Here is a 26,946-nt window from a genome sequence, read left to right on the forward strand (position 1 = left end):
TTCATGACCTCAAGGCTTCATGACCTCGGGGCTTCATTCTCGGGGCTTCATGATCTCGGGGCCTCGGGCGTCATGGCCTCAAGGTCTCAAGGTCTCAGATGGGACGTGTCGTTGAAGAGCCGGACGCTGGCGTTGCCGTCGGCGTAGTACGCCACCGCCGAGAGCGAGGCCGCCGAGAGTTCCATGCGGAACAGTGACTCGGGCGGGGCGCCCAGGGCGAGCCGTACGAACGTCTTGATCGGGGTCACATGGGTGACCAGCAGGACCGTGCGGCCCGCGTACGCCGCGACCAGTTTGTCGCGGGTGGCGGCGATGCGGGCGGCGGTGGCCGCGAAGCTCTCGCCACCGCCGGTGGGTTCGGCCTCCGGGTCGGCGAGCCACCTGTTCAGGTCGTCGGGGTGACGCTCCCGGACCTCGCCGAAGGTGAGCCCCTCCCAGGCGCCGAAGTCGGTCTCGATCAGCCCCTCCTCGATGGTGACCTCCAGACCGAGGCGGGCGGCGACGGCGCCGGCGGTCTCGCGGGTCCGGGCGAGCGGGGAGGCGAGGATGTGCTGGATCGTCCCGCGCCGGGCGAGCGCGGCCGCGACCCGCTCGGCCTGCTCCCGGCCGACGTCGGAGAGCGAGGGATCGGTGCCGCCGCTCCCGGAGAACCGCTTCTGCGGGGTGAGGGGCGTCTCGCCGTGCCGGAGCAGGACGAAGGTGGCGGGAGCACCGAGGTCGGGAGCGGCACCCCATCCGACGGAGGGTTTCGTCGTGGCCGTCGTGGCCGTCGTGGCTGTGGTGGCCGTGGTGGGCGCGGTGGTCGCGGCCGCTGCGTTTCCGGCGGCTTCCGCGACGTCTGCGGCTTCCGCGGCGTCTGCGGCGTCTGCGGCGTCTGCGGCTTCCGGGAGGGTGCTGGCCGTGGAAGGGGACGGGGTGGCGACGGTACGGGCGGCACGGAGGTCGCGGTCGGCGGCCGTCGTTCCGGGGGTGGTCGCAGCCGTCGATCCGGTCGTCGTCCCCAGGGCGGGCCCGGCGGCGGGGCCGGCGGCGGGCCTGGTGGCGGGGGCGGAGTCGGCCGCCGGGCGGCTCCGGGCCAGCGCCTGCCGGGCCTTCGCCGCGCCCGCCGCCGCGTCGCCGGGCGGGCCGGACGGCTCGGGGACGGCCGGGGCCGCCGGGGCGGCGGCGAGCGCGGCGCGGGAGGCGGCCGGGTCCCACTGCTCACCGCGCCGGCCCGCGTCCATCGCCTCGTTGGCCAGGCGGTCGGCGTGCTTGTTCTGCTCGCGCGGGATCCACTCGTAGGTGACCTGCCCGTGCGGGAGGACCCGGGCGGCCTCCGCGGCCAGCGGCTTCATGTCGGGGTGCTTGATCTTCCAGCGGCCCGACATCTGCTCGACGACGAGTTTGGAGTCCATGCGGACGCGCACCGCGGCCGACGGGTCGAGTTCGTGGGCGGCGCGCAGGCCGGCCAGCAGTCCCCGGTACTCGGCCACGTTGTTGGTGGCGACCCCGATGTACTCGGCGCGCTCGGCGAGCGTCTCCCCCGTCGCCGCGTCGATCACCACGCTGCCGTAGCCCGCGGGCCCGGGGTTGCCCCGCGACCCTCCGTCGGCCTCGACGATGAACTCCCGCACCCCGCAGACCCCTTACAGACCGGATTCGGACGTGCGCACCAGGATCCGGCGGCAGTTCTCGCACCGGACGACCGTGTCGGGCGCGGCCGACCGGATCTCGCTGAGCTCGGTGATGGCGAGCTCCTGGCGGCAGCCCTGGCAGGTGCGCGCGTACAGCTTGGCCGCGCCGATGCCGCCCTGCTGCTGACGCAGCTTGTCGTACAGCTTCAGCAGGTCGGCGGGGACGGACCCGGCGACGACCTCGCGCTCCTTGGTGACCGTGGCGGCCTCGCCGTCGATCTCCTCGACGGCGGCGTCCCGGCGGGCGGTCGCGTCGTCGATCTTCCCCTGGACGGCGCCGACCCGCTCGGTCAGCTCGGCGACGCGCTCCTGCGCGGCCTCCCGGCGCTCCATGACCTCCAGGACGACGTCCTCGAGGTCGCCCTGGCGCTTGGCGAGGGAGACGATCTCCTTCTGGAGGTTCTCCAGGTCCTTGGGGGAGGTGACCGCGCCGGAGTCGAGGCGCTGCTGGTCGCGGGCGGCACGCTGGCGCACCTGGTCCACGTCCTGCTCGGCCTTGGTCTGCTCGCGGGCGGTGTCGCTCTCCTCGGTCTGCGCGGCAACGAGCAGGTCGCGCAGTTGCGTCAGATCCTTGGTCAGCGACTCGATCTCGGCGTGCTCGGGCAGCGACCTCCGCCGGTGCGCGAGCTGCTGCAGGCGGACATCGAGGTCCTGGACGTCGAGAAGGCGGATCTGGTCGGCGGGCGCGGCGTTCAGTTGGGGGCTCCCATTGCGCTAGAGGTGGGGCTGGACGCCGCGTGGGCGGTCCAGGGGTCGGTGACCGTACGGGAGACATGGACCCTGAGGCCCCATCCCTTCCGCTCGGAGATCTCGTCGAGCTGGGTTGCGGCCAGCTCGCACCAGGGCCATTCGGTGGCCCAGTGCGCCGCGTCGAGCAGCGCGAGAGGACTCTCGGCGCGGGCCTCGGACGCCGGGTGGTGGCGCAGGTCCGCGGTGAGGAAGGCGTCGACGCCGGCGGCACGGACGTACTCGAAGAGGCTGTCCCCGGACCCGCCGCTGACCGCGACGGTCCGTACGAGGGCCTCTGGGTCTCCCGCCACCCGGATGCCCTGGGCGGTGGCGGGCAGGCGCTCGGCGGCACGGGCGGCGAACTCGCGGACCGTGAGCGGGTGGTCCAGCTCGCAGATCCTGCCGAGGCCGCGCCGCCCTTCGCCGTCGGTGGAGTCGGGTACGAGAGGCCGTACGACGCGCAGGTCGAGGGCGCCGGCCAGGGCGTCGCTCACCCCGGGGTCGGCGGTGTCGGCGTTGGTGTGGGCGACGTGCAGGGCGATGTCGTTCTTGATGAGGGTGTGCACGACCCGCCCCTTGAAGGTGGAGGCCGCGACGGTGGTGGTCCCCCGGAGGTAGAGCGGATGGTGGGTGACGAGCAGGTCGGCGCCCAGCTTCACGGCTTCCTCTACTACGTCCTGAACCGGGTCGACGGCGAACAGCACCCGGGAGACGTCCTGACCGGGCTCCCCCACGACGGTTCCGACCGCGTCCCAGGACTCGGCCCGCTCGGCGGGCCACAGGTTCTCCAGCGCGGCGATGACTTCAGACAGACGGGGCACGGGCCAAGGCTACCTGGCCGTTTCACGCGGCAGTACCGGTGCGGGTGGGGCCGCCGGCCCGGGGAAGGGGGGAGGGACAAACGTCTCCCGGTCCGATACTGCCGCCGGGCAAGCCGCCCGTCCCCACCGCACCCGGCAAGCCGCCCGCCGCCGCCCGCCACGCCGGGCCGAGTTCGCCGGCCGGATCGCCGGGCTCGGTGACCCACTGCCCTGCCGATCCCGGCGGCTGGTCCTCGGCCGGCGGGTCCCGGTTGCAGGACGGAAGCCGGCAGGGTCGAGGTCGGTCGGTCCCGGCGGCACGACCTCCACCGGCCAGCGCCGGTGGCGGCAGGACCGCAGCCTGCATGACCCCGGTCGGCGGGACCGAGGGCGAGCGGTCCCGGCAGCACGACCTCCACCGGCCGGTCCCGGAGGCGGCCGACCGCAGTCGGGAGGACCTAGGGCGGCAGGACCGAGGGCGAGTGGTCCCGGCAGCACGACCTCCACCGGCCGGCGCCGGTGGCAGCCGACCGCAGTCGGGAGGACCGAGGGCGAGCGATCCCGGTGCCAGGGCCGAGGGCGAGGCGTGCCGGCGCCAGGACCGCGGCCGACGGGGCCCGCGGCACGACCGCGACCGACAGGCCCGGCGGCATGGCCGAGGGCGAGGCGTCGCGGCGCCAGGGCCGAGGGCGAGCGGTCACGGTGGCAGGACCGCGGCCGAGGCCCGGCGGCATGGCCACGGTTCACCGGTTGGCGGGGACCTCGGTTGCCCTGCCGACCTCGGTCCTGCAAACGGGACCCGCCGGTCGAGGTCCTGCCGACCCCGCCCCGCCGACGGCCGGGGCGATCCCCTGGCGCGCACCGAGCCGTACTGCCGGCCCAGGACCGCCGTGGCCCGCCCAGACCGTCTCCCGCTCTTCGGCCCCGCCGCCTCCCGGACTGGGGCGGGGAGTTCCGCCTGAGCGAGCGGGTGGCCAGCGCAGGCGGGCCATCGCGGCCGGCGCCCGGCGAGGCGCATGGGCCGGAGCGGCCGACGCCCCGCGAGGTGGGGGCCAGAGGACGCCGGTCAGGTGGGCGGGCCAGGGCGACCGACGCCTGGCAAGGCGGGGCGGGCCCGGGGGCCCACCCGGCGAAGGGTGTGGGCCGGGACAACCGACACCCGATGCGCGGACCGGGGCGCCGCCAGACGAGGCAGACGGCCGGGGGCCGACGCCGGGCGAGGCGGGCGGACAGGCGGCGCCAGGCGAGGCGGGCAGGCCGGGAGGGCGACACCCCGCACGCGAGCCGGGGGCAACGCCAGACGAGACAGCCGAGCCAGGGCGGCCGGCGCCAGGCGAGGCCGGCGGGCCGGGACGGCGACACCCCGCACGCGGGCCGGGGGGCAACGCCCGACGAGGCAGCCGGGCCAGGGCCGCCGGGGGTCGGCGCCTGGCCAGGCGGAGGCCCGGGATGCACAGCCGTCCGACCGACCTCAGGCGAATCGCTTCTGCACCACTCTTACGAGGGAAGCGCCCGCTCCCCGCTCCCCCAGCCGCGCATGCGAAAACTAGCTTCGTCACCGGAGGTGACCGAACCATGACGGTCTGTGCGATCGGACCCGCCGCGAAGGACAGGGCGGACGGGACGGACGAGGCGGACGGCGACGAGGACCACACACCGCCCGCCCCCTGTGTGATCACCGCGGACGGCGCCTACGCCGCCCGCCTCGCCCGAGGCCCCCACCCCGACACCTGGTTCCCGGAGCGCTGGACGCTCGACGGCCCCGAGCCCTACGCCGTACCGCTCCCCGCCAACCAGCCGGAAGAGCCCGGCACGGAGGTGCAGCCGCTGGCCGACGGCCGGGTCCTGGTCCGGCGGCCCGTCCAGGACCTGCACACCTTCTCCCTCCTCTACCCCACCGACCCCGGCACCGGGGAACACCCCCTGGGCGCCGTGGAGTGCCCGGACGAGGCCACCCGTCTGCATCTGCTCCCCCCGGCCCCTTGCGGCGCCCGCGCGTACGCCCTCGCCGTGGGCCGGTACACCACCGCCGTGTGGCTGGTGGCCGGCGGCGCCTTCGGGCCCGAGCACCTCGCCGAGATCCCGGGCCGCTGCTCGGGCGGCGTATGGCTGGACCGTACGGGCCGGATGCTCGCCCTGGACCGTGAGATCGGCGGGCGGACCAAGACGGTCGTGGTGGACCTGGAGCGCGGCGGCGAGGTCTCCCCGCTGCTGCAGATCGCCGCCCACAGCGACGACCGCCTCCTGCTCGCCGACCCCGACAGCGGCCTGCTGCTGATCGGCTCGGACGCCCCCTCCCCCGGCGAGCCCCGGCTGGGGTGGGGTGTGCTGGGCAGCACCCTGCCGGTCCGCTTCCCGGAGTCCCTGCGCCTGCCCGGCCGTACCCTCACGCCGTTCGCCGTCCAGCCCGGCCAGATGCTGCTGCCGGAGCGTTGCGCGGTGGCGCTGCGGATCGACAGCCCCTTCGGCAGCTGGGTCGGTGTCTGGCGCCCCGCGGACCGGCATCTCCATCAGTTCGCGGCCCCCGAGGGCTGGTTGGCCGGCACCGGCCTGTGGACGGAGGACGGCGTGCTCCGGCTGCCGTACGCCACGAGGACGGAACCCTGCGCGGTGGCCCGGCTGACGGCGCCGCCGCCCGCCCCGGCCTCGGACCCGGACGGGGACCTGGACAGGGGCCCGGGCCGGCACTCGGACCAGGGCCCGGCGGAGTTCGGGGAGCCGGCGTCCGGGTCATCCCGCGATCCGGCCGCCGCCCCGCCGGCGCATCGCCCGGTCCCTCTGCAAGAGGCTCCGCTGGGCCGACTTGTAACGAAGTAGCAGCGGTTGGCGTGCCCGTCTGGATTCGCCCCGTGGTGTGGCGGATAAACTCACCCGGCTGAAAAAGATCATGTTGACGGGGTGAACTCAACCGATGAGCGACGCAAGCACCAGGAAGCCGCTGTCCGCCGACGCCCAGGAGCCGGCCGGTCACGGCCGGCACAGGGGCCCGGTCTCGTCCCACGACGGCGACTCGGCCCCGCGCGGCCGACACCGCAAGCCGGCCGAGGAACAGGCCGAAGCGGCTGCCTGACAGTACGCCGAAGGGGCGCCTCCCGTCTACGGTCGGAAGGCGCCCCTTCGCCTGCGCCCCTTCGCCTGTGCCCCTTCGCCTGTGCCCCTCTGCCCGCGCGCCTCCCCCCTGCATACCTCCGCCCGCCTGCGCCCCTTCGCCCGCGCGCCCCTTGGCCCGCTGCGCACCTTCGCCGCGCGCCCCTTCATCCGCGCGCGCTCAGCCGCTACGGACTATCCCCGCCGCAGCCCCAGCACCTCCGCCGCCGCGAACGTCTCCCCGGCCGGCCGGTCCGCGTAGTGCGGGCCGAGGACGGCGTCCAGTTCCTCGTAGCTGAAGGCCTCCTGCTTGCTGTCGAACTTCGCCTGCACCCGCGGCCGTTCGACGACGGCGACCATCCCGCCGTGCACCACGAGCAGCTGCCCGTTGATCCGCGCGGCGGCCGGTGACGCCAAGTACCCGACGAGCGGCGCGACATGCTCGGGGGCGAGCGGGTCGAGCCCCTCGGCGGGCTGCTCGAAACCGGCGAAGACGTCCGCCGTCATCCGGGTGCGGGCGCGCGGGCAGATCGCGTTGGCGGTCACCCCGTACTTGCCGAGCGCGAGGGCCGTGGAGGTCGTGAGGCCGACGATCCCGCCCTTCGCCGCCGCGTAGTTGGGCTGTCCCGCCGAGCCCGCGAGGAACGCCTCCGACGCGGTGTTCACGATCCGCCCGTACACCGGAGCGCCCGCCGCCTTGGACCGTTCCCGCCAGTGCGCGGCGGCGAAGCGGGTGGTGTTGAAGTGTCCCTTGAGGTGGACCCGGATCACCGAGTCCCACTCCTCCTCCGCCATGGAGAAGACCATGCGGTCGCGCAGGATGCCCGCGTTGTTGACGACGACGTCCAGCTTGCCGAACTCCCCGATCGCCGACTCGACGAGCTCCCGGGCCTGCTGGAAGTCGGACACGTCCCCGGTGTGGACGAGCGCGGTACCGCCCGCGGCCCGTATCTCCGCCGCGACCTCCTCCGCGGGAGCTGCCGACACCTCGCCCGAGCCGTCCCGTCCCGGGCGCCCGTAGTCGTTGACGACGACGGCCGCGCCCAGCCGGGCCAGCTCCAGCGCCTCGGCCCGCCCCAGCCCGCGCCCGGCACCGGTGACGATCGCGGCCAGCCCCTCAAGTGGCAGTGCCATACAGGCCTCCCCGGATCTCCTCGGATCCTCTTGGATCCTCTTGGATCTTCTTGGATCCCCTTGGACCCCCAAATCCCCTTGGATCTCGGGTCTCTGTCGGATGTCAGATCTCTGTCGGGTCGTCTCAGACCGCTGTCGGGTCGTCTCAGACCGCTGTCAAGTCGTCTCAGATCTCTATGCAGGTACGCAGAGCCGTGCCCGTGCGCATCTGGTCCAGCGCCTCGTTGATCTCGGCGAGCGGGAGCCGGTGCGTGATCAGTCCGGCGAGATCGATCCGGCCGGCCCGCCACAGGGCGATCGTCCGCTCGTAGGCGCGCAGGACGTCTCCGCCGCCGTACATCGAGGGCAGGATCCGCTTCTCGTCGAAGAACAACTCGAACATGTTGAGCTGGAGGAAGTCGTCCATGGCGCCCGCCCCGACGACGACGAGGGTGCCGCCGCGCCGGGTGTTCTCGTAGGCCGTGCGGGCGGTGGCGGAGCGGCCGACGACCTCGAAGACGTAGTCGAACCCCTCGCCGCCGGTGACCAGTTGCTTCGCTCCGGGCAGTTCCTCCGGCGAGACCGCCTTCGTGGCACCGAACCTGAGCGCGGCCTCACGGCGCGACGCGACGGGGTCGACGGCGACGATCTCGGCGGCTCCCTTGAGCCGCGCGCCCTGGATCGCGGAGATGCCGACCCCGCCGCAGCCGATCACGGCGACGGACGAACCGGCCTCCACGTCCGCCGTGTTGAGCGCGGCACCGAGGCCCGTCGTCACCCCGCACCCGATGAGGGCGGCGATGTCGAACGGCACGTCGTCGGGGATCGGGACGGCGCAGCCGGCGTCGACGACGACCTCCTCGGCGAAGGTGCCGGTCCCGGCGAAGCCGAACACGTCACCGCCCGCGCGGCGGAAGTTGGGCGTACCGGCGTTCACGAACCCGGCCAGGCACAGCTCGGTCTGGCCCCGTTTGCAGGCGGGACACGCGCCGCAGGCGGGCAGCCAGCAGACCACGACCCGGTCGCCGGGCTTCACCCGGGTGACGCCCTCCCCCACCTCCAGGATCTCGCCCGCGCCCTCGTGTCCGGGCACGAACGGCGCGGGCTGCGGCAGCACCCCGCCCATCGCGGAGAGGTCGGAGTGGCACAGCCCGGTGGCCCGTATCCGGATCCTGACCCTGCCGGGGCCGAAGCCCACCGCCTCGACGTCGTCGAGGACCTCCAGCTTGTCCTGGCCGATCTCGTGCAGTACGGCTGCGCGCATGGTGCGGCTCCCCTCACCAACGGTGGACGGTCTCAGGTGTGCTGTACGACGGTGTCGGCGAGGACCGCCGCATCGTCACGCTCGGCCGCGCTCACGGCCACCCGCACCTCGCCCTCGCCCCGCCACATCCGGATGCGCAGGGTCTCGCCGGGATACATGACCCCGGCGAAGCGGGTGGCGTACGACCGCACCCGGGTCACATCGCCGTCGAGCAGGGTGTCGACGACCGCTTTGAGGGTGATCCCGTACGTGCACAGGCCGTGCAGGATGGGCCGCTCGAACCCGGCGAGCTTGGCGAACTCCGGGTCGGCGTGCAGCGGGTTCCAGTCGCCGGAGAGACGGTAGAGGAGGGCCTGGTCCTCCCGGACCGCCCGCTCGACCACCCTGACGGGTTCGCCGACGGGTGGGTCCAGCCGGGTGGAGGGCCCCCGGTCGCCACCCCAGCCGCCTTCCCCGCGTACGAAGATCTGGGCGTCGTTGGTCCACAACGGCCCCTCGTCGTCGGCCGCTTCGGTGCGCAGGACGAGGACGGCGGCCTTGCCCTTGTCGTAGACGGCGGCGACGCGCCCAGTGGTGGTCGCCCGGCCCTCGGCCGGGAGGGGGCGGTGGATCTCCAGACGCTGTCCTCCGTGCAGGACGCGGGCGAGGTCGACGTCGACGCCGGGCATGGACAGCCCGCTGATCACACCGGGTGAACCGGCGCCCGCGACGGTGGCGAAGCTCGGCAGGACGTGCAGCCGGGACTCGAGGGTGTAGCGCAGCTCGTCGGGATCGGTCGCGGGGACGCCGGCGCCGATGCCGAGGTGGTAGAGCTGGACGTCCTTCGGGGTCCAGGAGATCTCACCGGAGCGGGGGGCGGCGGCGAGCGCCTTGGCTGCGTCGATGGGCATGGGGCTCCCTGGTCACGGCTTGGGCCCGGCACGGGCCGGTCAAGACCTCGGTGCGACCGTCCGCACCGTCGGACGCACCGAGGTCGTCGCGGTGCCGATCTAGAACGCGTTCCAGTCCGGCGCCCTCTGTATAGCCGAGCGCTCGACACTTGTGAAGGCTCCTGACGGAGTGTCAGACACGGGTCCGGCGGCGGGCGAGGAACCGGCCGGCCGGGCACGGCGGGGGGCCGACCGACAGGGCGCGGCTGGGGCAGCGGGCGCGGCTGGGGGCGGCCGGCGCGGCTCACCCGGGTCCGGTGGGCGGAGCTCGAAGTACGGTGGCACGGCCCGGAGTCGGGGGGCACGGCACGGAGTCGGTGGGCACAGGTCGGGTGCGGTGGGCACGGGTCAGGTGCGGTGGGCACGGGTCAGGTGCGGTGGGCACGGGTCGGGTGCGGTGGGCAGCTCCTGGGCGCCTGTGACATTTGTACTGCCGGGTTGATGACATCCCTGCCTGCCGGACACCCGCCCGGAGCCGTAGCGTCGAGAGCGTGGACAACGCTGGAACGGGGGCGGCAGAGATGACGAGGCCGGAGAAGCGCGGGGCGCGGTGGCGGCGTGGGACGGCCTGCCACCGGGAGGCCTGGCGGGCGCGGGTGCGGGCGGCCCGGGAGGACAAGGAGAGCGAGTCGCCGGGGCCGCCGTCCAGCCCCGTCTCCCTGCTGCCCTGGCTGCTGCTGGGCATGGGCGCCTTCTCCAACCTCTTCCAGGGTGAGACGCCCAACCCGCTGCTCGGCGGCCTGGGCGTGCTCACCTTCAACTCCTGCTACATCTACGTCGCCGTCCGCGCGTTCGTGAAGGAGAAGCGCGAGGCGGTCTCCACCCGGGTGGCGCTGGCGGTCATGGCCGTGGTGACCTGCGGCCTCGCCCTCGGGTACGGCGGCAGCTGGGTGCTGTTCTTCCCGCTGCTCGGCCTCGCCGCGGGCGCCGCCCTGCGCGGCCGGCACCTACGTCTGGCGGGCATCGTCCTGGCCGTCCTGGCGGGCGCGGTCTCCTACCTCCACAACGGCTGGAGCGGCCTCGGCACCGCCTACGCCACCTGGATCTCCACGATCGTGACGGCCGTGATCCTGAGCCTGTCCGAGGCCGTGCGGGAGCTGCGCGCGGCCCGTGAGGAGCTGGCCCGGCAGGCGGTGGAGAAGGAGCGGCTGCGGTTCTCCCGCGATCTGCACGACCTGCTCGGGCACACCCTCTCCGTGATCGTGGTGAAGTCGGAGGCGGCCCGTCGGCTGGCTCCCGGCCGGCCGGACGCGGCGCTCGCCCAGATCGCGGACATCGAGTCGGTGGGCCGTCAGGCGCTGACGGAGATACGCGAGGCGGTCACCGGCTACCGCGAGGGCAGTCTGGCCACGGAGCTGGACCGGGCCCGCTCGGCCCTGACGGCGGCCGGTGTCGAGCCGTCCGTCTGCCGGTCGGGGGCTCCCGCGGAGCCGCAGACGGCGGCCCTGCTGGGCTGGGTGGTGCGCGAGGCGGTCACCAACGTGGTCCGGCACAGCGGCGCCACCCGCTGCGAGATAGCCGTGACGGGCACTCAGGAACGGGCCCGGCTCACGGTCACGGACAACGGCACGGGCGCCGGCGGGGGCGGCGCCGACGGCGGCGGCACCGGCCTCACCGGCCTGCGTGAGCGCCTCGCGGCGGCGGGCGGCTCCCTGACGGCGGGCCCCGGTCCGCGCGGCGGTTTCAGGGTCACCGCGGAACTCCCGGTGGAGACCCGGTCCGACGAGGTGAGGGCGCCGCACGGGGCGGAGTGGGCCGCCGCTCCGGGCGGGCGTGCGGGGTGTGCGGGAGCGGTGCCGCCGGTGGCCACCGGGCCTACGCTGGGGCCGTGAACGAGACGCCCGGCGGCCGGTCCGTGAACGAGATGCCCCGCGACCACCGCCCCGCCAAGTCGATCAGGGTCCTGCTGGCGGAGGACCAGGGCATGATGCGCGGGGCACTGGCCCTGCTGCTGGGGATGGAACCGGACATCGAGGTCGTCGCGCAGACGAGCACCGGGGACGCGATCGTGGACGCGGCCCTGCTCCACCGCCCGGACGTCGCGCTGCTCGACATCGAACTGCCGGGCATGAGCGGCCTGGACGCCGCCGCCGTACTGCGCGAGGAGGTGCCCGACTGTCGGGTGCTGATCCTGACGACGTTCGGCCGGCCCGGCTATCTGCGCCGGGCCATGGAGGCCGGGGCCGCCGGGTTCCTGGTCAAGGACGGTCCGGTGGAGGAGCTGGCGGCGGCGATCCGCCGGGTGCTGACCGGTGAGACCGTCGTCGACCCGGCGCTCGCGGCGGCGGCGCTCAGCGCCGGCCCGAATCCGCTGACCGGCCGCGAGTGCGATGTGCTGAAGGCGTCGGCGGACGGCGCGACGGTGGCCGACATCGCGGCGAAGCTGCACCTGTCCGAGTCCACGGTCCGCAACTACCTCTCCTCGGCCATCGGCAAGACCGGTACCCGCAACCGGATGGAGGCGATGCGCGAGGCCCGCCGGCAGGGCTGGCTCTGACGGCCGCCATCCGCCCGACGCAGGGCGCGGGGGCGGTGGCGTTGGCTGCGGCGGTGGCTATGGCTATGGCTATGGCTATGGCAACCGGAGTCGTCGTGTACCGCCGCCGCGAGAGCCGTGCCGCGTCCTAGATCCCCGCGCCGGTGCGCCGCAGCACCCGCAGCGAGCCCGTGGCGGAGACCTCCGTGAAGGCGCCGGACTCCAGGGCGCGCAGGTAGACGCGGTAGGGGGCCTGGCCGGTGAACTCGTCGACGGGGTCCGGGAAGACGTCGTGGATGACGAGGAGGCCACCCTCCGCGAGGTGCGGGGCCCAGCCCTCGTAGTCGGCGGTGGCGTGCTCGTCGGTGTGTCCGCCGTCGACGAAGACGAGGCCGAGGGGCGAGCTCCAGATCGCCGCGATCTGCGGGGAGCGGCCGACGACAGCGACGACGTGCTCCTCCAGGCCCGCCCGGTGGAGCGTCCGGCGGAAGGTGGGCAGCGTGTCCATCAGGCCGAGTTCGGGGTCGACGGTCTCCGGGTCGTGGTAGTCCCAGCCCGGCTGCTGTTCCTCGCTGCCCCGGTGGTGGTCGACGGTGAGCGCGGTGACGCCCGCCTCGCGGGCCGCGTCGGCGAGCAGGATCGTGGAGCGTCCGCAGTACGTGCCGACCTCCAGCAGCGGCAGCCCGAGCCGCCCGGCCTCCGCCGCGGCCGCGTACAGCGCGAGCCCCTCGTCCACGGGCATGAAGCCCTTCGCCGCCTCGAACGCGGCCAGGATCTCGGGCTTGGGTGCCGCGGGCATGGAGGTCCCTTCGGTAGTACGTGCGTGCCGGCGGCCCATGGTGCACCACACCCCCCGCCAGGGGAACGACGGGGGGTGCGGACCGCGGTGTCACGGACGGGTCAGGCGGTGACCGTCTCCCCCGGCAGCGCCAGGTCCAGCTCCACGGAAGCCTCTTCGCCCGCGTGGGTCGCGGCGGAGGCGAGCGGGCCGTGGCCGCTGGCCCTGGCGGCGAGGACGTAGGCGCCCTGGGCGGGGACGGCGAGGCTGTAGCTGCCGTCGTCCGCGGAGACGGTGGCGCCCGCCTGGCGGCCCCGGGGGTCGATCAGGGTGACCTTGGCACGGGCGACGGGTGCGCCCTCCGCGTCCACGACCCGGCCGCGGAAGCCGCGCAGGGCCTGCTCGGCGCGCTCCAGGTTGGCGTCCTCCTCGCTGCTGGCGCGCAGCTGCGGGCCGGCGGACGGGCGCTGCTGACGGGGCAGGAGGAGGGCGAAGAGCAGACCCACGGCGACGGCGGCGGTGGCGATCAGGAAGGAGACGCGGAAGCCGTGCATGGTCGGGACGGCGACGCCGCCCACGTCGTTCGCGGTGTTGGCCAGCACCATGCCGATGACGGCGCTCGACACGGACGTACCGATGGAGCGCATCAGGGTGTTGAGGCCGTTGGCGGCGCCGGTCTCCGAGGCCGGGACCGCGCCGACGATCAGCGCGGGCAGGGAGGAGTAGGCGAGGCCGATGCCCGCGCCGAGGACCACCGCGATGACGAGGCTCTGCCAGGCGGCGCTCATCAGGCCGAGACCGGCGCCGTAGCCGATCGCGATGATCAGCATGCCGAGGATCAGGGTGACCTTGGGGCCGTACCTGGCGGACAGGCGGGCGTAGACGGGCGCGGTGACCATCATCGTCAGGCCGAGCGGGGCCACGAGCAGACCGGCGACGACCATGGACTGGCCGAGGCCGTAGCCGGTGGCGGTGGGCAGCTGGAGGAGCTGCGGCAGGACCAGGGAGACGACGTAGAAGCTGACACCGACCATGATCGAGGCGAGGTTGGTGAAGAGGACGGCGGGGCGGGCCGTCGTCCGCAGGTCCACCAGCGGTGCCGCGACGCGCAGCTCCATCACGCCCCACAGGGCGAGGACCAGGGCGGAGGCGGCGAACAGGCCGAGGGTGGTGCCGGAGGTCCAGCCCCAGTCGGTTCCCTTGGTGATCGGCAGCAGGAAGAGGACGAGACCGGCGGAGAGGCCGATCGCGCCCAGGACGTCGAAGGTGCCCTCGGCGCGCGCCGGGGACTCGGGGACGACGAGGAGCGTCAGGGCGATGGCGAGCACGCCGAGGCCGGCGGCGCCGTAGAAGAGGGCGTGCCAGTCGGCGTGCTGGGCGACCAGGGCCGCGGCGGGCAGTGCGAGGCCGCCGCCGACGCCGATCGAGGAGCTCATCAGGGCCATCGCCGAGCCGAGCTTCTCGCGGGGCAGCATGTCGCGCATCAGGCCGATGCCGAGCGGTATCGCGCCCATCGCGAAGCCCTGCAGGGTGCGGCCCACGATCATCGGGATCAGGGCGCTGGTGAGGGCGCTGACCAGAGCGCCCACGACCATCACGGCGAGGCTGAGGACCAGCATGCGCCGCTTGCCGTACAGGTCGCCGAGGCGGCCCATGATCGGCGTGGCCACGGCACCCGACAGCAGGGTGGAGGTCAGGACCCAGGTGGCGTCGCCGGGCGCGGTGTCCAGCAGCTGCGGCAGGTCCTTGATGACCGGGACGAGCAGGGTCTGCATCACCGCGACCACGATGCCCGCGAAGGCGAGCACCGGGACGACGGCTCCGCTCGTCCGGCGGGTGGCCCGGTCGGTCGTCGTGTGCGTCATGGGGTGGGGGCCTCCGGGGCGGCTGGTCGGCATTACATGGATGCCGAACCTGTATGCACGGGCAACTATTCCGATGCTTCGGCGTACTAATGATTTCTTTAACTTCTCTTGACACACCGGCCCCGTCCGGCGGCCGGCACGGCGGCCGAAGCCCCGCTCGGAATCTTCCGTGCCGCCGGAGGCAACGGTCCGGGCCGCTCATGGCCTCCTTTGTGTATCAAGGAGGCGCACATGGGGGATCGAAAGCAGGCCCGGGACACCGAGTTCCAGGCCTTCGTCGTCGGCCGCTGGCCACGGCTGATGCGCACGGCGTTTCTCCTCACGGGGGAGCAGCACGCCGCTGAGGACCTGGTCCAGTCGACACTCGAACAGGCCTATGTGGCCTGGCGCCGGGTCGCCTCGGCCGACGACCCGGAGGCGTACGTACGGCGCGTGATGATCAACGCGCATGCCCGCAGGTACCGCAGGAAGCTGCGCGAGTTCCTCGCCCCGAGGCACGACGACCCGGGCCTGGCCCACGAGGTCGCCGACACCGGCGACCGCATCGCGCAGGCCGACGACCGCCATGCCCTGCTCACGGCCCTGGCCGAGCTGCCGCCACGGCAGCGGGAGGCGGTGGTCCTGCGGTACTGGGAGGACCTGACCGAGACCCAGACGGCCGAGGCGATGGGCTGTTCGGTCGGTGCGGTGAAGAGCAACGCGGCCAAGGGGATCGCGAAACTCCGCGCCATACCGGAACTGGCGGACATGGTGACGCACGGAGGGCGGAAGTGATGAGCGCGGACCGGGAGACGAACCACGACATGACACAGCACGACATCGCCCTCCTGCTGGCGGACGCGGCGGACGAAGTGGAGATCGGTATAGCCCCCACCCAGGCGCTGATCCGCGGCGGCCGGCGCCGCAAGGCCCGCCGCTGGGCGGTGGCGGCGGCGGTGGTCGTGGTGGTCGCGGGCTCGACGGGGGCACTGGCGGTGACGGGGCTGCCGGGGGACGGTGACCGGGCGGCACCCCTGGCGACACAGCCGGCCCTCACCGAAACCCCCACGCCGTTCCAGCCGAGCAGCAGGATCACCCTGGCGACCGGCACCGACGGGGGCAAGGAGTGGCGGGTCGTCCTCGACGTCTGGCCGGCGCCGTTGGACGCCCGGGACGCCCGGTCCCTGATGGACGCGATGGCGGAGTACGGCGAGGCCCCCGCGGGTGTGAACACCCCCGCCGAGCTGGTCGGCAAGAGCGCCTACTTCGTGCACCGCGGCATCGGGGAGGACAGCACCGGCTGGGGGAACGTGACCCTGCAGGGGCTGACCACCGAGGGTGACACCATGACGGGCGAGGACGTCGACACCGTCGCCTTCCCGCTCACCCCGACCGCCGGAGGGCCCGACCGTCTGGTGCTCGGTTATGTGGCCAAGACCGTCCAGCAGGTGACCTGCACCTGGAAGGACGGCACGACGACCGAGGTCCGCAAGGTCCCCGCGGACGCCGACGTCAACAGCGACGAACTCACCATCCGGACGACCGAGGACTCCCCGTACAACTGGTTCGTCTGCCTGGCGCCGCAGGGCACGGAGTACAAGTCGGCGAAGGTGACGGGATAGCGCGACGACCGGACGGGAGGGCCGCGACCCGCGGGGGGGCGGGCGCGAGGGCGGCGCCCACGGCGTCCCCCGGCCGCCGTCTCCCGAGCCTCGGCTCAGGTGCCCGTTAGGGTGGCAGCGTGTCTTACTCCGGCCAGCACCCCGACCCCTTCGGCCCGTCCGAGCCGTACGACCCCTACGGCTCCCCGCAGGCCCGGCGCTCGCCGCTGCGCCGCCCGCTGACCGTGGCGCTGGCCGCGCTCGTGCCCGGGGCGCTGCTGGGGTGGGTGGCGTACGAGGCGCTGGGCGGGGCCGGCAACGGGGGGAACGGCGGAGCGGCCGGGGCGGCGGGGGACCCGACCGGCGTCATCGGCTCCTCTTCCGGCACCGGCGCCGGCGCCGACCACAAGCCCGGCACCCTCTCCGCCTCCCCGAGCCAGGACGCCGCTCCCCTCGCGGGCAAGGTCGTCGTCGTCGACCCCGGCCACAACCTCACCAACTCCCAGCACACCGCCGAGATCAACCGCAAGGTGGACATCGGCACCCACCGCAAGGAGTGCGACACGACGGGGACGGCCACCAACGCCGGTTACAGCGAGGCGCAGTTCACGCTCGACGTGGCACACCGGCTGCGCACGCTGCTGCAACGGCAGGGGGCGACGGTGAAGCTGACGCAGGACGCGGACCGGGCGTTCGGCCCGTGTGTCGACGAGCGGGCCCGGATCGGGAACGCTGCGCACGCCGACGCGGTGGTGTCGATCCACGCCGACGGATCGGCGCAGGGCAACCGGGGCTTCCATGTGATCCTGCCGGGCGCGGTGCACGCGGGCGCCGCCGACACCCGGGCGATCGTCGCCCCGTCGAAGGACCTCGGGAAGCTGATCGCGGACGACTTCGCCCGCAGCACGGGCAGTTCACCGTCCAACTACATCGGCGACGGCACCGGTCTCGTCACGCGTGAGGACCTGGGCGGTCTCAATCTGTCAACGGTTCCCAAGGTGTTCATCGAGTGCGGCAACATGCGCGATACCAAGGACGCGGCACTGCTGACCAGCGGCGCCTGGCGGCAGAAGGCGGCGCAGGGGATCTCTGAGGGAATCGTGAGTTTCCTGCGCGGGTAGTGATCGGCACGCTGATCCCGGCGGACAGCCTGATCGCACGGACGATAGTGTCGTCCCTACGATCAGGGGCCACCCCCGCGCTTCACACCGGGGCCCGACGGCGGCATGGTGACAGCGACGCCTCTAACGGACGTACCGATGACGAGACGACTGACGAAGGACCTGAAGTGAATATCCGCTCCCTCACTCGAGGCGACGGCGTGGTGATCGGAGCAGCGGTGTTGCTGTTCATCGCGTCGTTTCTCGACCTCTATTCGATCGACGGCGTGCCCGACAACATCGACCTTCCGAGCCTGTGGGGCAGCGGGCCGGTTCTGCTGGGTGTCGTCCTCGCGGGGATCATCGGCGCCGCGCTCGTCGTCGTCAGCAGGGTGCTGCCGCAGGAGCGCAAGATCGTCGGGCTGGACCTGCGTCAGTTCGGTGCGGCCTTCACGGTCTTCGCCGCGTGGAGCGCGCTCGGCAACGTCTTCGACCCGGCGGGCGGCTACGACAACGTCGGCGACAGCTCCAACGGGCCGGACGCCGGCACCGGCCTGATCATCGCCCTGATCGCCACCCTGATCATGGCCGCCGCCGCCATCGCCACCCCCCTCGTCCCCGCCCTCCAGGCCGGTCTCATCCCGGCCCCGAAGCCGGCGGCGCCCCAGCCCTACGGCGCCCAGCCGCCCGCCGGTTACGGCTACCCGGGGGCGCAGCAGCCCGCGGCCTTCGGCGGTCAGCCGCAGCCGGGGCAGCCGGGCCAGCAGTTCGGCGGTCAGCCCGGTCCGGCCGCGCAGCCGCCGGCGCCGGACTTCTCGCCGTTCTGGTTCGCGGTGCCGGTGCCGCGCCCGCTGTACGCGGAGGACGGCGCGCCGATGCCGATCGCGGAGCTGGCGCCGGGCACCTGGTACCTCGCGGTCGAGCAGGGCGCCCAGGGTCTGGTCGCCCAGACGCAGGACGGCCGTCGCGGTGTTCTGCGGGACACCTCCGGCATCCAGCGCGGCTGAGCCCCGGCCGGACAGCGGCACGAACGGCCCCTCGCCCTTCCGGGCGGGGGGCCGTTGTCGTACAGTCGCAGCCCCCGTATCTGACGGTTCGTCAGGAGGCAGGCATGCGGCTCGGTCTCGCGCTCGGCTACTGGGGCCGCGGCCCCGCCCCCGGTCATGTGGAGCTGGCGCGGGAGGCGGAGCGGCTGGGGTACGACTCGGTGTGGACGGCGGAGTCCTGGGGGTCGGACGCCTTCACGCCGCTGACCTGGATCGCGGCGCGGACCTCGAGGATCAGGCTGGGGACGGCCGTTGCGCAGATGGCGGCCCGCTCCCCCACCACGACCGCCATGCACGCGCTCACCCTGGACCATCTCTCGGGCGGGCGGATGATGCTGGGGCTCGGTCTGTCGGGCCCGCAGGTCGTGGAGGGCTGGTACGGGCGGCCGTTCCCGAAGTCGCCGCTGACCGCGACCCGGGAGTACGTGGACGTCGTACGGCAGGTGCTGGCGCGGGAGGCTCCGGTGGAGCTCGACGGGCGGTTCCACTCCCACCCCTATCGGGGGCCGGAGGGCACCGGGCTCGGGCGGCCGCTGAAGTCCATCACGCACCCGCTCCGGGCCGGTCTGCCGGTGCTGCTCGGGGCCGAGGGGCCGAGGAACGTGGCGCAGACCGTGCGGATCGCCGACGGGTGGCTGCCGTTGTACTGGTCGCCGAGCCGTCCGGACGCCTACGGGCCGGGGGTGGGCGAGCTGCGGGAGGGGTTCGTCGTCGCTCCCCTCGTCCGGGCCAGGGTCTGTGACGACGTCTGCGAGGGACTGCTGCCCGTCAAGGCGATGCTCGGCTTCTACATCGGCGGCATGGGGCACGCCACCCGCAACTTCCACGCCGATCTGATGGGCCGCATGGGGTACGGGGAGGAGGCGCGGCGGATCCAGGAGCTGTTCCTGGCGGGGCGTCGGGAGGAGGCCGTGCTGGCCGTGCCGGACGCGTTCGCCGACGAGATCTCGCTGGTCGGCCCGCGGGAGCGGATCGCGGAGCGGCTGGAGTCGTGGCGCAAGGGCCCGGTGACGGACCTGCTGGTCGTGGCACCGGACCCGGACACGCTGCGGGTGCTGGCCGAGCTCAACGCGTAGAGCGTGCCGCAGGAGCGTTCAGAGGAAGATCGCGATCGGGTTCAGCGTCAGTTCTCCGCGTTCGCGGTTCCAGGTCGGCACCTTGCCGAGGCAGCGGGCCTGGAACTCGCCGGTGAAGTACTCGGCGTTCTGGAAGCCCTCGCGCACCCCGGCCGCCTCGCAGGTGATCCGCACCTGGGCGGCGGGGTCGCCGCCGCCGTACTGGGCGCGCAGCACGATGTCGCCGTTCTCGGCGCGGCGCGCGGTGAACAGGCCGGTGACCGAGACGAACGCCGTGGCCACGCCGATGGCGGTCAGCGGTACCCGGCCCTCGCCGCCCTGTTCGGCCAGGCGGTCGGCGAGCGCCCGGTTCGGGGTGACGACGCCGGTGGTGAGGTCGGCGTGGACGACGGCGTCCTCCTTGCGCATGGTGTCCATCAGCAGCCGGATCACGGTGATGGGCGTGCTCTGCTGGATGTAGGCGGTGACGCGTTCCCTGGTGGCGTCCCGGTGCGCCCCGAACAGGCCGCCGAACAGCCGCGTGAACAGTCCGACCCCCGCGTTGACGTTGGTGCGGACGGCGACCTCCGCCTCCAGGGCGGCGGAGAAGCCGCCGTACTCGTAGAGGTCCATGACCCGGGGTTTGTGCAGGAAGAAGCACATGCCCTGGACGGTGCGTCCGCCGTCGCGCCGGCGGCGGCGCAGCCGGCCCATCCGCTGCAGGGCGTGGCGCGCCAGCACGGCGCACGCCGCCGCCGTCACCGCCCAGACGGCCACCCAGGGCCACCACAGGCTCCACCACTGACCGTCAATGACACCCACGGATCTCCTTGAACGCGTCGGAGAGCGAGGAGAGACCGGCGTCGACCATCCGGCCGCCGGTGGCGGTGGCGGCCTTGCGCAACGCCTCGGCGTCGGCCTCTCCGAACTGGACGGCAAAGGTGGGCACCGCGTCTGCGGCGGACCCCAGTTGTGCGTGCCGGCGCAGGAACTCCCCGTAGGTGAGACCGGCGTTGTTCTCGCCGTCGGTCATCAGCACGATGGCGACGGGCCGTTCGGGTGCGGCGCGGACGGCGTCGGCGGCGATGCGGTAGCCGCGGTCGAGGGCCGACCAGACGGCGGTGGCGTCGTCGAAGCCGCCGCCCGCGACGAGCCGGTCGAGGGCCGCGAGGTCGTCGTCGCCGCGGACGGTGACCGTGCGTTCCTCCAGCACGCGGCCGCCGAAGCGGACGACGGTGAGGCGTTCGCCGCGGTAGAAGCGGGCGAACTTGCCGGTGGAGGTGCGGTCGGCGCCGCTGAGGCCCGCGAAGGCGGCGCGCAGGGCGGCGATGCGGTCGCCGCGCATCGAGGTGGAGAAGTCGAGCAGGAAGACGACCTGGTCGCCGGTGGGGTGCTCGGGGTCGCCGTAGTCGTCGACGAGCTGCTCGACGATGGAGAGCCGGTCGGGGAAGGAGAGGGCGTTGCCGACCGGGGCCCGCAGCTGCTTCAGGGGTGGGACGTCCTGGTCGACGGGCCGCCGGAAGGTGCGCTGCATCAGCTCGCGCTGGGTGTCGGCGCTCAGCAGCCAGTCGACGACCTTGCCGTAGGCCGTGCGCCGGGCGGGGTCGAGGAGGAGCAGCGGGAAGTCGGACAGGACCATTCCGTCGTCGGGGTGGACGATCTCCAGCGGTGCCTTCAGCTGTCCGCCGGCGTTCAGGGCGAGGAGTTCGGACTCGTGGGCGATCAGCGCGTCGGCGGCGTCCTGGTGCTTGACGTAGGTGTCGAGGAGGGCGCGGGAGCCGTCGGCGGTGAGGGTCTGGCCGGAGCGGAAGCCGCGCAGCCGGTCGCAGGAGACGTCCTGTTCGCGCAGGGCGCTGCCGGTGCCGGCGGCCGCGGTGGCGACGCCGACGAGGGCGGCGCGCCCGGTGTCGCTGCGCCGCGGGTCGGCCATGCCGAAGCGTACGGTCCCGTCGGCGGCGGCGTCGGCGAGGTCGGCCCAGGAGATCCGGCCGCCGGGGGCGCTCCTGCGCAGCTCGGCGGCGGCGTGCCCGGTCAGGCCGACGACGACGGGTGAGCGCATGATCGCGGTGGACTCGGGCCGGGTGAGGCGTCCGCCGGAGTCCTGCACCCGCAGTAGGAAGGAGCGGTCGGAGGCGAGCCAGGCCAGGTCGTAGGAGGCCTTTCCGGCGGCGGGGGGCTGCTGTCCGGCGAGGTCCGCGGTGGCCTCGTACGTCATCTGCAGCTCCACGCCGGTGTCGTCCTCCAGTTTCTCCAGCAGGGGGGCGACGTCGGCGAGTTCGGGGCTGGCGAGGACGCGGAGGGTGAGGTGGCCGGGGTCGGGGGTGCAGGCGGAGACGAGGGCGCCGAGGAGGACGAGGGCGAGTCCCGCGGCCCCGAGGTGGCGTCTCATGGGGTGTCCTGGGCGGGCGGCGGGCAGTTCCCGACGTAGTCGATGATCTCTTCCAGGACGTCCAGGCCGGGTTCGTAGACCTTGGTCTGGTCGGCGTTGGGGACGGGGACCTGGATGCCGTGTGTGCGGAGGTAGGCGTTGAGGCGTTCGCTGGTGCCGTCCTCGCCGGAGAAGCGGACGCGGAAGCCGAGTTCGATGGCCCGGTCGCGCAGTTCCCCGTCCTCCTCCAGGATGCGCACGAGCCGGTCGCCGCGGTCGGTGAGGGAGATGAGCTGGGGTTCGGTGAGGGCGTAGGGGGTGGGGTAGAGCAGGACGCGGCCGGTGTCCTGCCTGCCGTGGGAGTCGTGGTAGGCGATCTGGTGGGCGAGGTACTGGTGCTCGTAGATCAGGGAGATGGGGGCGATGGACTCGCCGAGATCGGAGAGGTAGCTCTCGGCCTGCTCGTCGGCCCACATGCCCTGGAGGCTGATCAGCGGTTTGATGCGGGCGGCGAGGTCGGTGACGGCGTCCCGGGCGAGCTGCGGGTCGTTGACGTTCTGGGTGCCGGGGGTGCTGTTCCGGTTGGCGACGAAGGCGACGAGGCTGAGGTAGGTGCCGGCGGAGTTGGACTCGCAGACGCTGGAGGTGCGCACCAGCACCCGGCCGCTGTTGCTGTGGCCGCCGGTGGTGTCGAAGCCGATGCCGTTCCAGGTGTCGGCGCCCTCGGTCTTTCCGTCCCCGTCCTGGTCGGCGGTGGTGCGGCCGCCGTCCTTGCCGTCGAGCAGGCCCATGAAGCGGCGCATGTCGAGGTCGTAGTACAGGGTGTCGCCGCCGCCCGGGGTCCGCTGCGGGGTGGCCACGCCCGCCTTCACCAGGGTCTCGGCGTAGTCGCGGAAGGTGCCGAACACCAGTGGGGTGACGAAGGGGCGGACCGAGGCGACGGAGCCCTCCTGCCGGTCGAGGACGAGCTTGGCGGCGGGCTGGCCCGAGGGGAACACGACGTCCATGTCCTTCAGGGACTGGGTGGCGATGCCGCGCGAGCCGAGGCGGTGGATGTCGACGCGGATGCCGTGCCGCAGTAACAGCCGGCGCACCTCGGGGTCCTTGAAGAAGTCCGACTTGGAGGCCATCTTCGCGTCCAGCGTGGTGATGTGCTCGAAGGGTCTGAGGGTGTTGCCGGAGACGAGCAGTGAGATCAGTCCGGCGAGGGCGAGCGGCAGCGCGACGAGGACGTGCCGGGGAACGCGGCGGCGGCGCACCCGGCGGGTGGTGAGTCTCGGTTCCTCGATCGTGGGTCTTCCGGTGTCGGACAACGGCCCTCCTGCCACTCAAGGGGGCAGGATCATCAAGGACCCCTGCGAACAATGTCCCCCGGAACGCTCAACTCCACGCCAACGGCGGTGAAATGACGCCCCCTCGCAGGGCGGGTTTCGGACGCGGGGCAGGGGATACCCGTCGAGCATGTCCCCTCGATATCGCAACGGTGCGAACCAGGCCGGGACGGTCATCGCCGTCGTGGCCGACGTCATGGCCCTGATCCTGGGCCTGTGGATTCTCATGTACCTGCTGGGCGCCAACCGCGGCAACGACTTCGTCCAGTTCGTCCATGACGCGGCCCGCTGGCTGGCGGGCTGGTCGCACGACCTGTTCACGTTCGACGAGGCGTGGGCGCGGGTCGTCGCCGGTTACGGCCTGGCGGCCGTGGTGTACCTGTTCGTGGGACACGCGATCGCCAACCGGGTCCACCGGCACTGACACGCCGTTTCAGGGGGCGCGGGGAACTGCGCGACCAGCCACGGACGGCCTGCACCCACCTTCCGGCAGAGCAAACCGAGTTGTCGCTCCCCCGCTCGCCGGAGGCTACCCGCAGCAGTCCGGGTCCAGGCCCGTCGGCAGGTGCTCGCCGCCGAACACGGCGCACGTGGCCTCGTGACCGCCCAGCGCGGCGACGGCGAGCAGCAGCGATCCCGCCGTCCACGTGGTCAGTTCCCGCGGCCAGACCACCTCGTCCTCGAACACGTACCCCGTCCAGTACAGCCCGGACTCGGCGTCCCGCAGGTGCTGGATGGACTGGAGGATCTCCAGGGCCCGGTCGGACTCGCCCATCGCCCACAGGGCCAGGGCGAGTTCGGCCGATTCCCCGCCGGTGACCCACGGGTTGGGCACGACACAGCGCACGCCGAGCCCCGGGACCACGAACCGCTCCCAGTCCTCCTCTATCCGGGACTTGGCGTCCGGGCCCGTCAACGCGCCGCCCAGCACCGGGTAGTACCAGTCCATGGAGTAGCGGTCCTTGTCGAGGAACCGCTCCGGGTGGCGTCGTATGGCGTGCCGCAGGGCGCCCGCCGCCAGCTCCCAGTCCGGCTGCGGCTCCTCGCGCTGCTCGGCGATCGCCAGCGCGCAGCGCAGCGCCTGGTGGATCGAGGAGGAGCCGGTGAGCAGCGCGTCCGCGGTGGGCGTGCCGTCGTCGTCGCGCCGCCAGCCGATCTGGCCGCCCGGCTGCTGGAGCCGCAGCACCCACTCGACGGCCGCGTGGACGGACGGCCACATGCGGTCGAGGAAGATGTCGTCGCCGGTGGAGAGGTAGTGGTGCCAGACGCCCACGGCGATGTAGGCGACGAAGTTCGACTCGCGGCCCCGGTCGGTGACGTCGTCGAAGTCCCCGTCGGCGTAGGCCGCGTACCAGGAGCCGTCCTCGTTCTGGTGCCGGGCCAGCCACAGGTAGGCCCGCTCGGCCGCCGCGTGCTCGCCTGCCGCGTCCAGGGCCATCGCGGCCTCGGTGTGGTCCCACGGGTCGAGGTGGTGGCCCCGGAACCACGGGATCGCCCCGTCCTCACGCTGTACGGCGAGGATGCCGGCGACGGTTTCGGCGGCCTGCTCGGCGGTGAGGACCCCGGGCAGGACCAGGTGTTCTGTCCGGGGGGTGGTCACTTGGCGGCCGCCCCGGTCTTCGCGGACAGGTTCTGCAGGTGCGGCAGGTGCGGCTTGGTCGCGTAGGCGACGAAGCTCTTGCCGATCAGCGGGTTCAGCGCCTGTTCGGCGACCCGGGTGGCGAGGGGCTTCTTCATGATGTCCCAGACCAGCAGCTTGTGGTACGCCCGCACCGGCAGCGCCTTGTCGTTGTCCACGCCGAACGCGCACTTCAGCCACCAGTACGGCGAGTGCAGCGCGTGGGCGTGATGGGTGCCGTACGGCTTCAGTCCCGCCTCGCGGATCTTGGCGAGGAGTTGGTCCGCCTTGTAGATGCGGATGTGCCCGCCCTCGACCTCGTGGTAGGCGTCGGACAGCGCCCAGCAGACCTTCTCGGGGCCGTAGCGCGGGACGGTGATCGCGATCCGGCCGCCGGGCCTGAGCACGCGGACCATCTCCGCGAGCACGCCCTTGTCGTCCGGGATGTGCTCCATGACCTCGGAGATGATGACGACGTCGAAGGACTCGTCGGGGAAGGGCAGCGCGAGGGCGTCCCCCTCCATGGCCGTGGCGGTGGCGCCCTCCGGTGCCTCGCCGGCCTCCTTCATCGCCGCGAACCACTTGGCGACCTCGCGGATCTCCTCGCCGTTCTGGTCGAGGGCCACGACCTGGGCGCCGCGCCGGTAACACTCGAAGGCGTGCCGGCCGGCTCCACAACCGAGGTCCAGGACACGGTCGCCCGGGGCGAGCGGGAACCGGGAGAAGTCGACGGTCAGCACGTGGCCCTGCTTTCGCGATCGGATGCTTGGGTTACAACGTCAACATCTTCGGGCACCCTGCCCGCCGGCCGGCGGGCACCCCCGGCTATCGCCTCGCGGTACCGGGCCACGGTCCCCTCGGCCGCGCGTGCCCAGGTGAAGTTCCGCAGCACCCGCTCCCGTCCGGCCGCGCCGAGCCGTGCGCGCAGGGCGGGGTCGGCGAGGAGCCGGCCGAGTCCGGCCGCGAGCGCGCCCGCGTCGCCCGGCGGTACGGCGAGGCAGGTCTCGCCGTCCCGTCCGGCGACCTCGGGGATCGCCCCGCCGGTGGTGGCGACGAGCGGTGTCCCGGTGGCCATGGCCTCGGCGGCGGGCAGGGAGAAGCCCTCGTACAGGGACGGCACGCAGGCGACCTCCGCCGAGCGCACCAGGTCGACGAGTTCGGCGTCGGAGATGCCCTTGACGAACTCGACGGCGCCTTCGAGGCCGTACCGCTCGACCGCCTGGGCGACCGGCCCCTCGGCGGGCCGCTTGCCGACGACGACGAGGTGGGCGTGCGGGTGCTCGGTGCGCACCTTCGCCAGCGCCTCGACGAGGAAGACCAGGCCCTTGAGCGGCACGTCCGCGCTGGACGTGGTCACGATCCGGCCCGGCACGACGGCCACGGACGGGTCGGGCGAGAACAGGTCGGTGTCGGCGCCGATGTGGACGACGTGGATACGGTCGTCACGGACGCCGAGGTGCTCGACGATCTCCTGGCGTGAGGTGCCGGAGACGGTGAGCACGGACGGCAGCCGGCGGGCGACGCGCTTCTGCATCCGCGTGAACGCGTACCAGCGGCGCACGGAGTACCGCCGCTGCCATCCCTCGGCGGCGTCCAGCTCCAACTGCCGGTCGACGGTGATGGGGTGGTGGATGGTGGTGACGAGCGGCGCGCCGACGTCGCCCAGCAGCCCGTACCCGAGCGTCTGGTTGTCGTGCACGACGTCGAACTCGCCGCGCCGGGCGCGCAGATGGCGGCGGGCGCGGAGGGAGAAGGTCAGTGGCTCGGGAAAGCCGCCGGTCCACATCGTCGCGACTTCCAGCGCGTCGATCCAGTCCCGGTACTCGTCGCGCCGGGGGGTGCGGAAGGGGTCGGGCTGGCGGTAGAGGTCGAGGCTGGGCAGCTCGGTGAGGGAGAGCCGGTCGTCGTGACCCTCGTCGAGCACCGGATACGGCTGCGAACCGATGACGTCCACCCGGTGACCGAGGCGCGCGAGCTCGCGGGACAGATGCCGTACGTAGACGCCCTGGCCCCCGCAGAACGGGTTCCCCTTATAGGTGAGGAGCGCGATGTTGAGCGGTCGCTCGCCGTCGGCAGCGAGGTCATACCCAGACCCCGCCTGACTGGCCTCAGCGGTCACTCCGGGGCCCCCTTC

At 73.2% G+C, this 26,946-nt stretch carries 24 protein-coding genes; 10 read left to right on the top strand and 14 right to left on the bottom strand.

What is annotated here, in order from left to right:
• Positions 1 to 86 precede the first annotated feature (86 nt).
• Genes ACFY30_RS13575 through ACFY30_RS13585 form a run of 3 tightly spaced genes read right to left on the bottom strand, consistent with a single transcriptional unit; the run spans position 87 to position 3,223 of the window.
• The gene (locus ACFY30_RS13575; protein WP_390845365.1) at positions 87 to 1,613 is read right to left on the bottom strand and encodes a bifunctional RNase H/acid phosphatase; all 1,527 of its coding nucleotides are present in this window, start codon (positions 1,611 to 1,613) and stop codon (positions 87 to 89) included.
• A gap of 12 nt (positions 1,614 to 1,625) precedes the next feature.
• Entirely contained in the window at positions 1,626 to 2,369 is a 744-nt protein-coding gene (locus tag ACFY30_RS13580; RefSeq protein WP_390845735.1) for a zinc ribbon domain-containing protein, read from the bottom strand.
• Positions 2,366 to 3,223 (bottom strand): Nif3-like dinuclear metal center hexameric protein, encoded by an 858-nt coding sequence (locus ACFY30_RS13585; RefSeq protein ID WP_390845366.1) that lies wholly within the window; start codon positions 3,221 to 3,223, stop codon positions 2,366 to 2,368. The genes ACFY30_RS13580 and ACFY30_RS13585 overlap by 4 nt, the downstream gene beginning before the upstream one ends.
• A gap of 1,554 nt (positions 3,224 to 4,777) precedes the next feature.
• Between ACFY30_RS13585 and ACFY30_RS13590 the strand changes: the two genes are divergently transcribed.
• A complete protein-coding gene (locus ACFY30_RS13590; protein ID WP_390845367.1) occupies positions 4,778 to 6,019 on the top strand; it encodes a hypothetical protein in 1,242 nt (413 codons plus the stop codon).
• Between the two features lie 94 nt (positions 6,020 to 6,113).
• The gene (locus ACFY30_RS13595) at positions 6,114 to 6,272 is read left to right on the top strand and encodes a hypothetical protein (protein ID WP_390845368.1); all 159 of its coding nucleotides are present in this window, start codon (positions 6,114 to 6,116) and stop codon (positions 6,270 to 6,272) included.
• A 212-nt stretch (positions 6,273 to 6,484) separates the two neighbouring features.
• Here ACFY30_RS13595 and ACFY30_RS13600 read toward each other — a convergent pair whose 3' ends face one another.
• From ACFY30_RS13600 to ACFY30_RS13610, 3 genes are all read right to left on the bottom strand, one after another.
• Positions 6,485 to 7,423, bottom strand: a complete 939-nt coding sequence (locus tag ACFY30_RS13600; RefSeq protein ID WP_390845369.1) for a 3-oxoacyl-ACP reductase — start codon at positions 7,421 to 7,423, stop codon at positions 6,485 to 6,487.
• Positions 7,424 to 7,589: 166 nt separating this feature from the next.
• The gene (locus ACFY30_RS13605; RefSeq protein WP_390845370.1) at positions 7,590 to 8,666 is read right to left on the bottom strand and encodes a Zn-dependent alcohol dehydrogenase; all 1,077 of its coding nucleotides are present in this window, start codon (positions 8,664 to 8,666) and stop codon (positions 7,590 to 7,592) included.
• 32 nt (positions 8,667 to 8,698) lie between these two features.
• The gene (locus ACFY30_RS13610) at positions 8,699 to 9,556 is read right to left on the bottom strand and encodes a MaoC/PaaZ C-terminal domain-containing protein (protein ID WP_390845371.1); all 858 of its coding nucleotides are present in this window, start codon (positions 9,554 to 9,556) and stop codon (positions 8,699 to 8,701) included.
• Positions 9,557 to 10,116: 560 nt separating this feature from the next.
• Here ACFY30_RS13610 and ACFY30_RS13615 point away from each other — a divergent pair.
• Positions 10,117 to 11,427, top strand: a complete 1,311-nt coding sequence (locus tag ACFY30_RS13615; protein WP_390845736.1) for a sensor histidine kinase — start codon at positions 10,117 to 10,119, stop codon at positions 11,425 to 11,427.
• A gap of 32 nt (positions 11,428 to 11,459) precedes the next feature.
• On the top strand, positions 11,460 to 12,092 hold the full coding sequence (locus tag ACFY30_RS13620; RefSeq protein ID WP_390845737.1) for a response regulator: 633 nt from the start codon (positions 11,460 to 11,462) through the stop codon (positions 12,090 to 12,092).
• A gap of 127 nt (positions 12,093 to 12,219) precedes the next feature.
• Here ACFY30_RS13620 and ACFY30_RS13625 read toward each other — a convergent pair whose 3' ends face one another.
• Both ACFY30_RS13625 and ACFY30_RS13630 read right to left on the bottom strand, forming a co-directional pair.
• Positions 12,220 to 12,870, bottom strand: a complete 651-nt coding sequence (locus tag ACFY30_RS13625; protein ID WP_390845372.1) for a class I SAM-dependent methyltransferase — start codon at positions 12,868 to 12,870, stop codon at positions 12,220 to 12,222.
• Between the two features lie 101 nt (positions 12,871 to 12,971).
• Entirely contained in the window at positions 12,972 to 14,714 is a 1,743-nt protein-coding gene (locus ACFY30_RS13630; RefSeq protein ID WP_390845373.1) for an MFS transporter, read from the bottom strand.
• A gap of 231 nt (positions 14,715 to 14,945) precedes the next feature.
• Here ACFY30_RS13630 and ACFY30_RS13635 point away from each other — a divergent pair, with 231 nt between their 5' ends.
• The 5 genes from ACFY30_RS13635 to ACFY30_RS13655 all read left to right on the top strand — a co-directional run bounded on the left by ACFY30_RS13635 (position 14,946) and on the right by ACFY30_RS13655 (position 19,516).
• On the top strand, positions 14,946 to 15,488 hold the full coding sequence (locus tag ACFY30_RS13635; protein WP_390845374.1) for a SigE family RNA polymerase sigma factor: 543 nt from the start codon (positions 14,946 to 14,948) through the stop codon (positions 15,486 to 15,488).
• The gene (locus ACFY30_RS13640) at positions 15,488 to 16,315 is read left to right on the top strand and encodes a hypothetical protein (RefSeq protein ID WP_390845375.1); all 828 of its coding nucleotides are present in this window, start codon (positions 15,488 to 15,490) and stop codon (positions 16,313 to 16,315) included. The genes ACFY30_RS13635 and ACFY30_RS13640 overlap by 1 nt, the downstream gene beginning before the upstream one ends.
• Before the next feature lie 119 nt (positions 16,316 to 16,434).
• Complete coding sequence (locus tag ACFY30_RS13645) at positions 16,435 to 17,415, top strand: N-acetylmuramoyl-L-alanine amidase (protein ID WP_390845376.1); 981 nt, start codon at positions 16,435 to 16,437, stop codon at positions 17,413 to 17,415.
• Between the two features lie 167 nt (positions 17,416 to 17,582).
• Complete coding sequence (locus ACFY30_RS13650) at positions 17,583 to 18,401, top strand: DUF5336 domain-containing protein (RefSeq protein ID WP_390845377.1); 819 nt, start codon at positions 17,583 to 17,585, stop codon at positions 18,399 to 18,401.
• A 104-nt stretch (positions 18,402 to 18,505) separates the two neighbouring features.
• The gene (locus ACFY30_RS13655) at positions 18,506 to 19,516 is read left to right on the top strand and encodes an LLM class F420-dependent oxidoreductase (protein WP_390845378.1); all 1,011 of its coding nucleotides are present in this window, start codon (positions 18,506 to 18,508) and stop codon (positions 19,514 to 19,516) included.
• Positions 19,517 to 19,534: 18 nt separating this feature from the next.
• Here the strand turns inward: ACFY30_RS13655 and ACFY30_RS13660 are convergent, their stop codons facing one another.
• From ACFY30_RS13660 to ACFY30_RS13670, 3 genes are read right to left on the bottom strand one after another with little or no spacing between them, the layout of a single operon-like run.
• Positions 19,535 to 20,317 (bottom strand): hypothetical protein, encoded by a 783-nt coding sequence (locus tag ACFY30_RS13660; RefSeq protein WP_390845379.1) that lies wholly within the window; start codon positions 20,315 to 20,317, stop codon positions 19,535 to 19,537.
• Positions 20,304 to 21,884, bottom strand: coding sequence for a substrate-binding domain-containing protein (locus ACFY30_RS13665; RefSeq protein WP_390845380.1), 1,581 nt, complete (start codon positions 21,882 to 21,884; stop codon positions 20,304 to 20,306). The genes ACFY30_RS13660 and ACFY30_RS13665 overlap by 14 nt, the downstream gene beginning before the upstream one ends.
• Entirely contained in the window at positions 21,881 to 23,176 is a 1,296-nt protein-coding gene (locus ACFY30_RS13670; RefSeq protein WP_390845381.1) for a hypothetical protein, read from the bottom strand. Before ACFY30_RS13670 ends, ACFY30_RS13665 begins: the two co-directional genes overlap by 4 nt.
• Positions 23,177 to 23,324: 148 nt before the next feature.
• On the opposite strand from ACFY30_RS13670, the gene ACFY30_RS13675 reads away from it, so the two are divergent.
• Positions 23,325 to 23,618 (top strand): hypothetical protein, encoded by a 294-nt coding sequence (locus ACFY30_RS13675; RefSeq protein ID WP_390655615.1) that lies wholly within the window; start codon positions 23,325 to 23,327, stop codon positions 23,616 to 23,618.
• Between the two features lie 105 nt (positions 23,619 to 23,723).
• Here ACFY30_RS13675 and ACFY30_RS13680 read toward each other — a convergent pair whose 3' ends face one another.
• Genes ACFY30_RS13680 through ACFY30_RS13690 form a run of 3 tightly spaced genes read right to left on the bottom strand, consistent with a single transcriptional unit; the run spans position 23,724 to position 26,931 of the window.
• On the bottom strand, positions 23,724 to 24,794 hold the full coding sequence (locus ACFY30_RS13680) for a prenyltransferase (protein WP_390845382.1): 1,071 nt from the start codon (positions 24,792 to 24,794) through the stop codon (positions 23,724 to 23,726).
• The gene (locus tag ACFY30_RS13685; RefSeq protein WP_390845383.1) at positions 24,791 to 25,552 is read right to left on the bottom strand and encodes a class I SAM-dependent methyltransferase; all 762 of its coding nucleotides are present in this window, start codon (positions 25,550 to 25,552) and stop codon (positions 24,791 to 24,793) included. The genes ACFY30_RS13680 and ACFY30_RS13685 overlap by 4 nt, the downstream gene beginning before the upstream one ends.
• The gene (locus ACFY30_RS13690) at positions 25,546 to 26,931 is read right to left on the bottom strand and encodes a glycosyltransferase family 4 protein (protein ID WP_390845384.1); all 1,386 of its coding nucleotides are present in this window, start codon (positions 26,929 to 26,931) and stop codon (positions 25,546 to 25,548) included. Before ACFY30_RS13690 ends, ACFY30_RS13685 begins: the two co-directional genes overlap by 7 nt.
• Positions 26,932 to 26,946: the final 15 nt, after the last annotated feature.

The sequence above is a fragment of the Streptomyces sp. NPDC000345 genome, assembly GCF_042898825.1.
Classification (GTDB): Bacteria; Actinomycetota; Actinomycetes; order Streptomycetales; family Streptomycetaceae; genus Streptomyces.

Bases quoted from the DNA above. Each gene is read 5' to 3' on its own strand.
- ACFY30_RS13590 (WP_390845367.1), top strand. From the start codon at position 4,778: ATGACGGTCTGTGCGATCGGACCCGCCGCGAAGGACAGGGCGGACGGG.
- ACFY30_RS13595 (WP_390845368.1), top strand. From the start codon at position 6,114: ATGAGCGACGCAAGCACCAGGAAGCCGCTGTCCGCCGACGCCCAGGAG.
- ACFY30_RS13600 (WP_390845369.1), bottom strand. From the start codon at position 7,423: ATGGCACTGCCACTTGAGGGGCTGGCCGCGATCGTCACCGGTGCCGGG.
- ACFY30_RS13605 (WP_390845370.1), bottom strand. From the start codon at position 8,666: ATGCGCGCAGCCGTACTGCACGAGATCGGCCAGGACAAGCTGGAGGTC.
- ACFY30_RS13610 (WP_390845371.1), bottom strand. From the start codon at position 9,556: ATGCCCATCGACGCAGCCAAGGCGCTCGCCGCCGCCCCCCGCTCCGGT.
- ACFY30_RS13615 (WP_390845736.1), top strand. From the start codon at position 10,117: ATGACGAGGCCGGAGAAGCGCGGGGCGCGGTGGCGGCGTGGGACGGCC.
- ACFY30_RS13620 (WP_390845737.1), top strand. From the start codon at position 11,460: ATGCCCCGCGACCACCGCCCCGCCAAGTCGATCAGGGTCCTGCTGGCG.
- ACFY30_RS13625 (WP_390845372.1), bottom strand. From the start codon at position 12,870: ATGCCCGCGGCACCCAAGCCCGAGATCCTGGCCGCGTTCGAGGCGGCG.
- ACFY30_RS13630 (WP_390845373.1), bottom strand. From the start codon at position 14,714: ATGACGCACACGACGACCGACCGGGCCACCCGCCGGACGAGCGGAGCC.
- ACFY30_RS13635 (WP_390845374.1), top strand. From the start codon at position 14,946: ATGGGGGATCGAAAGCAGGCCCGGGACACCGAGTTCCAGGCCTTCGTC.
- ACFY30_RS13640 (WP_390845375.1), top strand. From the start codon at position 15,488: ATGAGCGCGGACCGGGAGACGAACCACGACATGACACAGCACGACATC.
- ACFY30_RS13655 (WP_390845378.1), top strand. From the start codon at position 18,506: ATGCGGCTCGGTCTCGCGCTCGGCTACTGGGGCCGCGGCCCCGCCCCC.
- ACFY30_RS13665 (WP_390845380.1), bottom strand. From the start codon at position 21,884: ATGAGACGCCACCTCGGGGCCGCGGGACTCGCCCTCGTCCTCCTCGGC.
- ACFY30_RS13675 (WP_390655615.1), top strand. From the start codon at position 23,325: ATGTCCCCTCGATATCGCAACGGTGCGAACCAGGCCGGGACGGTCATC.